At 59.2% G+C, this 11,131-nt stretch carries 7 protein-coding genes and 2 pseudogenes; 6 read left to right on the plus strand and 3 right to left on the minus strand.

Annotation, left to right across the window (positions count from 1 at the left end; all coding sequences use genetic code 11):
• Positions 1–14 precede the first annotated feature (14 nt).
• The 3 genes and pseudogenes from AYR66_RS30380 to istA form a co-directional block, all read right to left on the minus strand.
• Positions 15–1,460, minus strand: a pseudogene (locus tag AYR66_RS30380) (PAS domain-containing protein); the annotation flags it as partial.
• A 69-nt stretch (positions 1,461–1,529) separates the two neighbouring features.
• The gene (gene istB, locus AYR66_RS08875; RefSeq protein WP_088707203.1) at positions 1,530–2,339 is read right to left on the minus strand and encodes an IS21-like element helper ATPase IstB; all 810 of its coding nucleotides are present in this window, start codon (positions 2,337–2,339) and stop codon (positions 1,530–1,532) included.
• Complete coding sequence (gene istA / locus AYR66_RS08880) at positions 2,329–3,831, minus strand: IS21 family transposase (RefSeq protein ID WP_420093097.1); 1,503 nt, start codon at positions 3,829–3,831, stop codon at positions 2,329–2,331. Before istA ends, istB begins: the two co-directional genes overlap by 11 nt.
• A gap of 150 nt (positions 3,832–3,981) precedes the next feature.
• Here istA and AYR66_RS28270 point away from each other — a divergent pair, with 150 nt between their 5' ends.
• The 6 genes and pseudogenes from AYR66_RS28270 to AYR66_RS08905 all read left to right on the plus strand — a co-directional run.
• Positions 3,982–4,602, plus strand: a complete 621-nt coding sequence (locus AYR66_RS28270) for a hypothetical protein (RefSeq protein ID WP_141104046.1) — start codon at positions 3,982–3,984, stop codon at positions 4,600–4,602.
• 616 nt (positions 4,603–5,218) lie between these two features.
• Positions 5,219–6,877, plus strand: a complete 1,659-nt coding sequence (locus AYR66_RS08885) for a putative bifunctional diguanylate cyclase/phosphodiesterase (RefSeq protein ID WP_088707204.1) — start codon at positions 5,219–5,221, stop codon at positions 6,875–6,877.
• Between the two features lie 13 nt (positions 6,878–6,890).
• On the plus strand, positions 6,891–8,399 hold the full coding sequence (locus tag AYR66_RS08890; RefSeq protein WP_088707205.1) for an HDOD domain-containing protein: 1,509 nt from the start codon (positions 6,891–6,893) through the stop codon (positions 8,397–8,399).
• 134 nt (positions 8,400–8,533) lie between these two features.
• Complete coding sequence (locus AYR66_RS08895; RefSeq protein ID WP_088707206.1) at positions 8,534–9,073, plus strand: DUF2726 domain-containing protein; 540 nt, start codon at positions 8,534–8,536, stop codon at positions 9,071–9,073.
• Between the two features lie 85 nt (positions 9,074–9,158).
• Complete coding sequence (locus AYR66_RS08900) at positions 9,159–9,857, plus strand: transposase (protein WP_088707207.1); 699 nt, start codon at positions 9,159–9,161, stop codon at positions 9,855–9,857.
• Positions 9,858–10,035: 178 nt separating this feature from the next.
• Positions 10,036–11,131 (plus strand): annotated as a pseudogene (locus tag AYR66_RS08905) (glutamate synthase subunit alpha); the annotation flags it as partial.

Raw genomic sequence — 11,131 nt, forward strand, 5'->3', positions numbered from 1 at the left:
ATCTGATGCTGTGCCGCCTTGTAATGGGATATGTCGCTGAAAATGCCGATGTAGTTGGCGACCTCGCCCGCGGCATTGATCACGCGCTGTATTGTCAGGTGCTCTGCAAACACTTCACCGGACTTGCGACGGTTCCAGATTTCGCCACTCCAGCAGCCGTCGGCAGCGATGTCCCGCAACATCGCGTGGTAGAAAGATTTATCCTGCTTCCCAGACTGCAGGAAGGCGGGAGTCTGGCCAAGTACCTCGTGCTCCTCGTAGCCGGTGATAGCGCAAAATGCCCGGTTGACCTTGAGTATGCGATGTTCGGGATCGGTGACCATGATCCCTTGGCTTGTATGATTGAAGACGGTGTCCGAAAGCGCAAGCGCTTGCTCCGCACGCTTGCGCTCGGTGATATCGGTATAAGTGGTCACAAAACCGGCAAGCTTCTCGTCGACAAACATTGGCCGGCCAGATACCAGATGCGTCTTTCCGCTCGATCGCGAGCGTTCGAACTCATGCGACTGGAACCGCAGCGCCAGCGATTGCAGGCGCGTGACATGCTGCTCGGGATCCCCCGGCCCATACTCCCCGCGCCGTGCGGGAATACGGATGAGGTCGCTGAAATGCACGCCGTCAAACACCGCATCCTGAGGCAGGTCCAATACATCCACCATGCCGGCGTTCCAATGGCGCAGACGCAGCCCCTCATCGAACACGCTGATCCCCTGCGGCATATGCGCAAGCACCGCGCGCAGGGAGGCTGACTCACGCTGGAGGGCGTCATTGTTCGCTTGCAGCGCGTCGGCAAGCTTCTTGCGCTCGGTTATGTCGAGCATCACGCCCACCAGTCCGCTCAGGGTACCGTCGCGGTTGGAAAATGTCGCCTTGAAAAAGCTCACATCGCGCTGGCTTCCATCGTGGAACTGCACCCGCGCGTCATAGGTTTGCGTGCCTCCCTGCCTGAACAAGGCTTGGTCGGCGGCATCGTAGCGCTCGGCGAGCTCCTGCGGTGCTATGTCATAGACGGTCTTTCCCCGCAGGTCGGCATGAGGGATGCCGATATACTCTTCGAATGCCTTGTTGCACCCTTGGTAACGGCCCTGTACATCCTTCCAGAAAATGGGACTGGGAATGGTGTCCCCCAACTGCTGCAGGAAAAACACCTGCTCTGCCAGCGCCTGCTGCGCACGCTTCTCCGCAGTGATGTCGACCATGATGCCGCTCAAGGCCACCGCTCTGCCATCGCTGACGACGACAGTCACATGGTCCTTTAACCATACGACGCGACCGTCGGCCGCCAGCATGCGGTATTCGAATGCGTGGTCGGCGCCCTCGGCTGTCTTTGATGCGCAATAGTTGAGCGACCGTTCGCGATCTTCGGGATGGATGTGGTCCACCCAGAATCCCGGAACAGCCCAGGCGTCACAGCTATACCCGAGCAAACGTTCGGCCCGCTGGCTCACGAAGGTGAACTGTTGATGTTCACGTAAAAGTGACCCACGATTTTCATCGAATTTTGACCCACCCTTTTTATGCGTAGACGGCTACGCTGCTGTGGATAAGTCTTCGGTCGCTAGTCCTGTTTCTCCCTTCTTCGAGCCCTTTCTGGGGGATGTCTTCCGCGTCGATTCACTGTGCCTGAAGCGCCAGGAATCATTGCCGGTCTCAATAATATGGCAGTGATGCGTGAGTCGGTCCAGCAATGCTGTCGTCATCTTCGCGTCCCCGAACACCGCAGGCCACTCGCCGAAGCTCAGGTTGGTCGTAATCGCTACGCTGGTTCGTTCGTACAGCTTTGAGAGCAGGTGGAACAGTAGTGCACCACCAACCTGGCTGAACGGCAGGTACCCCAGTTCGTCGAGGATGACCAGATCGACGTACATCAGCCGGTGTGCGATCTGGCCTTGCTTACCGGCCGCCTTCTCTAGTTCCAGCGCATTGACCAGTTCAACAGTGGAGAAGAACCTGACGCGCTTGCCGTGCCGGTTGATGGCTTCGATCCCAAGCGCCGTGGCTAGATGCGTCTTGCCGGTACCCGGTCCGCCAATGAACACCAGGTTGTGTGCGGCGTCCAGGAACGACATGGTGTGGAGCTGCCGAATCAGCGCTTCATCGACCTTCGCCTCGGCGAAGTTAAAGCCATTCAAATCACGATGTGCGGGGAAGCGGGCAGCCGTCATCTGGTAGGCAATCGAGCGAACCTCGCGCTCGGCCGTCTCTGACTTGAGCAGCTGGACCATGAACCGCTCCGGATCGAAGTCCGCTATGCGGGCCTGGGCTACCAGCTCCGACCAGGTCTGTGCCATGCCGTGCAGCTTCAGGCTCTTCAATTGGTTGACGATCTCATGCGACATGCTGAACCTCCGTATCCAGCGAACGCAACCGCTCGTAGCGGGAGACATTGGCTTGTGGCTCTTCCTTCAGTGTCAGCGCTGTCGTAATCGATGCAGTCGCCGGTGCCTGTTTGATGCGGCCAAGCACGTTGAGAACGTGTTCACCGCTGGGTCGTCCCGATTCCAGCGCGTTCCTGACTGCATCCAGTACGGCTTCGAGCCCGTGATCCGGGATGGCCGAGAGGACTTGCGCCATGACGCGGTCACCCCCAGGATGTTTCAGGAGATGGCGCTGCAGGTGCAATAGCGGCTCGGGCATGGTCTGGAATGGCGCTCCATTACGTAATGCACCGGGCTTCTGGGCAATCAGCGGGATGTAGTGCTGCCAGTTGTAGCGGGTGATATAGCGGTCGAACACGCGCTCGTGCCGCGCAATCTCTTCGTTATCAGCGACGACCACCAGTTCGGTTGGATAGACATGCAGGCTGACTACGCGGTGTGCATAGGGTGTCGGGACGCTGTAACGGTTCTTCTGGAAGTGGATCAGGCTTGTTGACGACACCCGTACCGGCTGCTCGACGTAACCGTCGAATGGCTTGGGGACCGGCATCAATTGCAACCGTTCGTCCTGCAGAACCTCGGCCACCTTCATCTCCGGCCAGTCGGGATGCGCCATGTCTTCCCAGCTTTGCCGGCAGTTCTCGGCCAGCCAGTCATTCAGTTGTCCCAGACTGTTCCAGCGGATGTCGGCTGCTGCCACCCAGATCTGCCTGCGCCGGTCCTGGACGTTCTTCTCGACGATTCCCTTTTCCCAGCCAGCCGCCCGGTTGCAGAACTCCGGCTCGAACAGATAGTGCCCGCACATGGCCTCGAAGCGGGCATTGACGTTGCGCTCCTTGCCCTTGCCGACCTTGTCCACGGCGGTCTTCATGTTGTCGTAGATGCCCCGCCGCGGGATCCCGCCGAAGGCGGCAAACGAGCGGGTATGGGCATCGAACAGCATCTCGTGGCTTTGCGACGGATACGCCACCAGCCAGAAGGCACGGGATGACGCCAGCTTGCAGTGCGCTACCTCCAGACGCCGGCGCAAGCCGCCAATCCAGGCGTACTCGCAGCTCCAGTCGAACTGAAATGCCTCGCCATGGGCGAAGGCAAGCGGCACGAACGCTTTGCGGCTCGGTGCCTGAGCCAGTTCCTGCTGCAGCCGGCGAACCAGCGCGCAGACACGGCCGTATCCACCGCTGTAACCCTGCGCCTGGATCGCCTGGAACATGACACGGGCCGTACGTCGATCCCGCTTGGCGCGGTGGCTGTCGGTTTGAATCCAGGTCCGGACCTGCTCAGCATAGGCGTCAACGACGCTCTTGCCCTCGCGTTCCGGATACCTTGGTTCGGTCATGGCTGGCTCGCGCAGCCACTTGCGGATCGTATTGCGCGACAGATTCGTGCGCCGTTCGATCTCTCGTATGGAGAGCTTCTCGCGGAAATGCATCCGCCTGATCTTGGCAAACATGCCCACTGTGATCACTCCTCGTCCTCCTGCCCATTTATTGAGCAGGCGATTGAATCACGTGGGTCAAATTTGGATGAAAACTACTGCGGAAAGTGGGTCAATTTTCAGTGAACGTCAACACAGAGAGTTTATGAAGTACGTTTTCCTAACTTGGCGGGCATCCATGCGATAGAGTTCGATGGTGATGATTCCTGGAGGAACGCATCGGGAAGTGCGATTGCAGGCAGTCCTTTCTCTGATGACACGCCATTTTTCTCGAACGCGGCTCGCAACCTGTGGGAACAAGAATACAAAAGGTCCTACGAAAACGCTCGTTCAGTGGACGCAATCGACCAATTTATCCGGCGCTTTGCAAGGAACGACCCTGACGGCCTGATCCCAAAGCTGAGAGATAGATTGCGCACCATCAGTGGTGCTGCAGGGGATAAAGAGAGAGGCAAAGAAGATTCGAAAAGTGTCGTCGCTTTGCGGATTAAGGAAATCGGGGCTGACATCTGCAACAACCATCGTGGAACGAGCAAGGCAGTAACTGGAAGCGCTTTAGGCGAACCGGTTTACGGCCAGTCTCGTGAGGGCGTGATTGCAATTATTGGCAACACGGAGGGTGTTAGCGCCGATCGGATCCAGATTCGAGTAAATCGAATTCGATTTGTCGATGAGGGAAATTTTACAAGTTTGGACTTGGGTTCGACTGACTACAATGGAAAACGTCTAGTTCCAGGAACGGTTTTTTGGGATTCGGCAAAAAACTGGTCGACGTGCGGAACGTAAGCCGTTATCGCGGGGGGGGGCGGAGCGATGCGAAAGGGGAGGCAATTATCCAACTTTATCGGAAAACGGATAAAAAGGACCTCGATCCAGATAAAAACAGATAATTAAAAAAATGTTGTAACCTGCACGGCGCTACCGGACATCAGAATGCTCAAGGGACAAAGTGTTGATCAAGGAGCCGATTCCCTCCATATTCCACCCACAATCAACGAATCGTGCACCTTTTGTTGATTTTGAAAAGGCGCGTGCCCTGTAAACCCTTGATTGCCCGAAAAATTTTGCGGGCAAGCATTTAAGCCCACCCAGGAAACGTACTGATTGCCCTTCTGATCGGATCCGGCCATCATGGAACCCCGCCTCGCGCGGGGTTTTTTGTTTAAGCCACAAGTATGTGTGGTTATTTCTGTGTTTCCTGACTCAAGAAATGTCAGCGCTGATTTAATTTCTTCCCTACAATTTGTTAAGATGAAACTTACTCTTCGGCGTTGAGGGCTGACGCCGTGTACATGAAAGATACCGAAGCAACCGTGGCACCTCCCACAATCAGTCTCTGCCAATGTTTTCCATCCGTCGCGACCGGCCTGACGCGCTAGCCAAAACCCCGTTGGAAAGCCTCATGGAGGCAGCCGGCGACGCGGTGTTCCGCCTGAACGCGGAAGGCATTGTGCTGTACGCAAGCCGGCGCGCGGCTGAAATGACTGGTGGTCTCGACCTGACCGGGCGTCCGCTCGGCCTGCTCGTTGAGTTGGCGGACCGACCCAAGGTGGACTCGCTGATTGCCCAGGCGACCGCATCTAGCGAGCCGAGCAAGTCCAATGTCCGCATCCAGACCGCCAGCGGCGTAATCTGGGTCGAATTGCAGGTTTCCTCATTCATTTCACCGGGCGGCGATACCGAATTGATGGCGGTCGGGCGCGACATCTCGACGCAGCAGGCAACCGAAGAGCGCCTGCGCCACATGGCCACCCATGATGCACTGACCGGCTTGCCGAACCGCTCGCTGTTGTCGGACCGTATCAGAATGGCGATCGCACAGGCACGCCGCACCGGCAGGGGCTTTGTCGTGCTGGCGCTCGACCTCGACGGATTCAAAAAAGTTAACGACGCCTTGGGCCATCCGGTCGGCGACGCCTTGCTGCGCGTTGCCGCGATGCGCCTGACCGAGACCATGCGAAATGTCGATACCCTGGCACGCGTCGGCGGCGATGAATTTGTCGCCGTCCTGCCGGGGGCGGTCTCGGAAGCGGAAATCCAGATCATTGCACGCCGCATGATCTCGACGATGCAGCTGCCCTTCGAGATCCAGGGCCATACCCTGTATGTTGGCACCTCGATCGGCGCCGCGATTTTTCCGGAGCACGGCGACAGCGAGGTCAAGCTGCTGGCCCATGCCGACACCGCCATGTACCGAGCCAAGGAAACCGGCAAGGCGCGCTGCGTTGTCTACAACCACCAGAAATTCACCGCGCCCGAGCATGATGTGTCGATGGAAGCCGCCATGTTCCAGGGCGTGCGCGACGGCGAATTCCTCATGCACTACCAGCCGATCGTCGATGCGCGCACGCGCCAGATCGTCGGCTTCGAAGCCCTGATGCGCTGGGTGCGCGCAGGGCAGGGCATGGTGTCGCCGGCGCAGTTCATCCCCATGGCCGAGAGCAACGGGCTGATCAACCTGCTCGGCGCCTGGGCGCTCAAGGCGGCATGCGTGCAGGTACGGCGCTTCGAGGAGGCCGCGGGACGCCCGCTCTATATCTCGGTCAACGTCAGTCCGCGCCAGTTCCGCAACGACCAGTTCATCGACATCCTGGATGAGGCGATGCGGCTGTCGGGTCTCGCCGGGCAGCAGCTCCTGCTGGAAATCACCGAAGGCATCCTGATGTCCGACCCGGAGCATGCCGAATCGGTGCTCCATGCAATGGCAAGCCGGGATGTCCGTATCGCGATCGACGACTTCGGCACCGGCTACTCGTCGCTCGCGTATCTCAAACGCTTCCCGATCGCCACATTGAAGATCGACCGCGCTTTCATCAAGGATTTGCCGACGTCGGTCAAGGATGCGGCGATTTGCAATGTCGTGCTCAGCCTGGCCAGTCACCTGAACCTGACCACGGTCGCCGAGGGTGTCGAAAACGAGGCGCAGCTGAATTTTCTCGCGGCGCAGGGCTGCGGCATGATCCAGGGTTACCTGACCGGCCGGCCGCTGATGCCGGAGGATGCGATGGAATTACTCAAGAGCGGACAGCCGATGGCCCTTGATGCTGTTGCAATGAAATAGCGGAACAGATCGAATGACTGCACTTTCCCCGGCCTCCGTGGTCACTCCCGAAAAGACGATGGAACTCATCTGGGCGCGGGTCCGCCAGCGTGGCGACCTGCCCGGCTTTTCCAAGGTCGTCACCTCGATTATTGGCGCCATGCGCGGCGACGACGACCGCGACTTCAACATGACTCGGACGGTGCTGCAGGATCCCGCCCTCACGCAAAAGGTGCTGCGCCTGGCGAACAGCGCAATGTATTCGGTGTTCGGTCAAGGCATCAATACGGTGTCCAAGGCAGTCATTGTCCTGGGCACCGAGGCAATCGGGCATCTCGCGCTCGGATTGAAGCTGGTCGACGGATTGACGGCTGCCTCCTCCGAGTCGGCCATGGCGCGCGCCGAGCTGGAAAAATCGGTCATGGCCGGTCATATCGCGCGCCAGGTGGTGTCATCGACGAGTTCGCGCGACGCCGAAGAGGCAGTGGTCTGCTCGATGCTCCACTCCCTCGGCCGCATGCTCGTCACCTTCTATTTGCCGGAGTATTGGCTGCAGATCAAGGCTAATGCCGACGGGAAGTCGGAAGATGAAAACCGGGTTGCGCAGCAAGTGCTGGGCCTCAGCCTCGACGAGGTCGGTCGCCTCGCCGCCCGGCAATGGGGCCTGCCCGCGACGCTGGTCGAAACCCTCAAGGACATGCCCCCCGCGCCGGTCGGCGAACCGCTTGACCATAGTGACTGGCTCGCCGCGGTATCCACGCTGTCGTCCCGATGTGCCGATGTACTGTGCGAAGCGGGTGATCCCGGGCATGCTGCATTGGCAACCCTTGCCGGTAGTTATGCGGACATGCTGGGACTTGAAAAAGACCAGGTCGTGGCGGCGGTTGAGATCGCGCAGCGCGCCGCCGTCGAAGAGGATGCGGTGAAAATCCGGCCGGCGAAGCGTGCCGAGGACAAGGTCGCAGCAGTTTCCAAGAACATGGGCAAACCGGTCGACGCAGCCAGTGTCCTGGCGCGTGGTGTTGCAGACATGCAGGGCGTGCTGCAAAGCGCCACTGCCGCACAGCTCATGTCCATGGCGCTCGAGACGGTCTTCCAGGGGCTTGCCTTCACGCGGGTGGTCGCCTTCCTGCGCGACTCCGAAAATTCCTGCTATATCGCCCACATGTGCCTGGGCGAAGGTGGACAGGAGCTGCTTCCGCGACTTGTATTCAGCGATGCCTACCAGCCGGACGTATTCCATGCGGCCCTGGCTAACGACAAGATGATCTTCGTCGAGAATGCACTGGACCCAGCCTTCTCCAGCAAGGTGCCGCGCTGGTGGAAAGAGGCGCTGCCGACCGTGCGCAGCTTTACGGTGCTGCCGCTGACGGTCAATCGCCATCCTGTGGGCTTCATTTACGGCGACTGGGATCGCAGCAAGCCGCCTTCGCGCATCGAGCAAGCCGAGGTCGGGCCGCTCAACGAAATCCGCACCCTGCTTGCCCGGATGATGGAGCAACGACGCCAGGCCGAACCGGCTTGGGTGCGCAAACTCTTCTGACTTCATTCACGCATTTGCGATAGCACAAGACATGTGCTGCCGGGGCAGCCCATTGCCATTTTCCCTTCGAAATTTTGTTATCAAATGGTAAAGTAAGTGGCCTTTTTGAAAACAAAATAACGAGGGAGGATGGCATGGAGGCAGTCCTTTTCGTCGCAATCGTGTTTGGCGGCCTGGCGGGATGGTGGGCGATGGCGCGTCTCAAGCCTGTCCGCTATCGCAGGAAGGCGGTGTTGACTGGCGACGAGCGCGAATTCTATTTCCGAATGCTCACTGCGCTTCCCGAGTGCCATGTCTGCCCGCAAGTCGCCGCATCTGCATTGATCGATCCGGCCGGCATGGGAAAACTGCGCCAGCGTGCGGGGAGCGTATTGGGCGGCAAGCGCGTCGGCTTTGCCGTATTCGACGAAGACATGGAATTGCTGGCTGTCGTCGAACTCACTCACAGGTCGCGGCCGACACGCGCGGAGCGTGCCCGCGAAGCCTGTTTCGCCAGCGCGGGTATCCGGACAGTTCGTTTCCTGGCAAAGCGGCTGCCTTCGGAGAATAAGATCCGGACAAGCATCTTCAACCGGCGTTTGGCGAAGTCCAGCCTGCAAGCACGACTGGAAGCCGAAAAGGAACTGGAATTCCGCAAGGCGCCGTGGCGCAACACCGTCAACGCCCATATTTGAGCAAGGCATGGTTATCCTGCTGCCGGCCGCCGCGGGATAAAATCCCTCTTGCCGCCACCCGGGCAGGCATCCAGACGATCACCCCATGGCCAGACTTCCGCGACTTGTTGTTCCCAACCAGCCTCACCACATCATCCAGACCGGCAACGACAGGCAAGCCATTTTTCGGGAGGCGGAAGACTACACAGCCTTCCTGGCTTGGCTGAGAGAGGCGGCGAAGCAGTTCAAGGTTGCGATCCACGCGTACGTGCTCCTGCCCAATCATGTGCACCTGCTGGTGTCACCATCGGACGACACGGGGATGGGCAGGATGATGCAATGGGTGGGTCGGCACTATGTCCCTTATTACAATGCCCGATACAAGCGGACAGGCACGCTGTGGCAGGGGCGTTACCGGGCGACTGTCATCGACGCCAGCCAGTATTTCCTCTTGTGCAGCCGTTACATCGAGTCGCACCCGGTGCGCGCCGGCTTGGTTTCGGCGGCTGAGGATTATCCCTGGTCCAGCATTGCCCATCACATCGGCGTCCGTCCGGATCCGTTGATTACCGACCATTCAGTCTACTGGGCATTGGGCAATACCCCCTTCGACCGTGAAGCGGGTTACAAGGCGCTGCTCGATCTCGGCGTCAGCCAGCGGGAAGCCGATGCGATTACCCAAGCCACATTGAAGGGTTGGCCATTGGGCTCGGACGGCTTCAAGGCGGCGCTGGCCAAGAAGGTTGCGCGTCGCGTGGAGCCCGCAAAGCGCGGTCGCCCAGCGAAGCTGCCCTTAAGTCCTTGATTTCTTAAATTTTTTCAGGAAAGCAATGCTTCGCCTGAATTTACTCTGTCCCTATTTTTAAATGCACAAAACCCGTGCGCTGCTTAATTTTACTCTGACCCTTTTTATTTCAGTTGAACTAAGTATTGCACTGCACTATCCTTCAAGCTCGATATCACCAAAGTAGCGGAGAACGCTTATGCACGCGCAAGGTCTTTACGATCCGACTAACGAACACGACGCCTGTGGCGTCGGTTTCGTCGCCCACATCAAAGGCAAGAAAAGCCATTCCATCGTTGAACAAGGTTTGCTGATCCTGAAAAACCTCGATCACCGGGGTGCGGTCGGCGCCGACAAGCTGATGGGCGATGGTGCCGGTATCCTGATCCAGATTCCGGACCAGTACTTCCGTGAAGAGATGGCGAAGCAGGGCGTGACCCTCCCGCCGCCCGGCGAATACGGTGTCGGCATGGTTTTCCTGCCGAAGGAAAACGCCTCCCGCATCGCGTGCGAACAGGAAATCGAGCGCGCCGTCCTCGCCGAAGGCCAGGTCGTCCTCGGCTGGCGCGACGTCCCGATCGACCTCGACATGCCGATGTCCCCGACGGTCCGCGCCAAAGAGCCGGTCATCCGCCAGATCTTCATCGGCCGCGGTCCGGACATCATGGTGACCGACGCGCTGGAGCGTAAACTGTACGTGATCCGCAAGTCTTCCGGCCATGCGATCCAGGCACTGAACCTGCTGCACGGCAAGGAATTCTTTGTGCCGTCCATGTCGGCGCGCACCATCGTCTACAAGGGCCTGCTGCTCGCCGACCAGGTTGGCGTGTACTACAAGGACCTGCAGGATCCGCGCTGCATCTCCGCGCTGGCCCTCGTGCACCAGCGCTTCTCCACCAACACCTTCCCGGAATGGCCGCTGGCGCACCCGTACCGCCTGATCGCGCACAACGGCGAAATCAACACCGTCAAGGGCAACTTCAACTGGATGCGCGCCCGTGAAGGCGTGATGAAGTCCGCCGTGCTGGGCGACGACCTTCAGAAACTGTTCCCGCTGATTTATGAGGGCCAGTCCGACACCGCCTGCTTCGACAACGCGCTCGAACTGCTGCTGATGGCCGGCTACCCGCTCGCGCAAGCGATGATGATGATGATTCCGGAAGCGTGGGAAAACCACACGCTGATGGACGACAACCGCCGCGCCTTCTACGAATACCACGCCGCAATGATGGAGCCGTGGGACGGCCCCGCCGCGATGGCCTTCACCGACGGCCGCCATATCGGCGGTACCCCCC

The organism is Noviherbaspirillum denitrificans (assembly GCF_002211445.1).
In the GTDB taxonomy this organism is placed as follows: domain Bacteria; phylum Pseudomonadota; class Gammaproteobacteria; order Burkholderiales; family Burkholderiaceae_D; genus Noviherbaspirillum; species Noviherbaspirillum denitrificans.

Coding starts and splice junctions, on each gene's coding strand:
- AYR66_RS08895 (WP_088707206.1), top strand. CDS start 8,534: ATGGAGGCAGTCCTTTTCGTCGCAATCGTGTTTGGCGGCCTGGCGGGA.
- istB (WP_088707203.1), bottom strand. CDS start 2,339: ATGTCGCATGAGATCGTCAACCAATTGAAGAGCCTGAAGCTGCACGGC.
- istA (WP_420093097.1), bottom strand. CDS start 3,831: ATGTTTGCCAAGATCAGGCGGATGCATTTCCGCGAGAAGCTCTCCATA.
- AYR66_RS08890 (WP_088707205.1), top strand. CDS start 6,891: ATGACTGCACTTTCCCCGGCCTCCGTGGTCACTCCCGAAAAGACGATG.
- AYR66_RS08885 (WP_088707204.1), top strand. CDS start 5,219: ATGGAGGCAGCCGGCGACGCGGTGTTCCGCCTGAACGCGGAAGGCATT.
- AYR66_RS08900 (WP_088707207.1), top strand. CDS start 9,159: ATGGCCAGACTTCCGCGACTTGTTGTTCCCAACCAGCCTCACCACATC.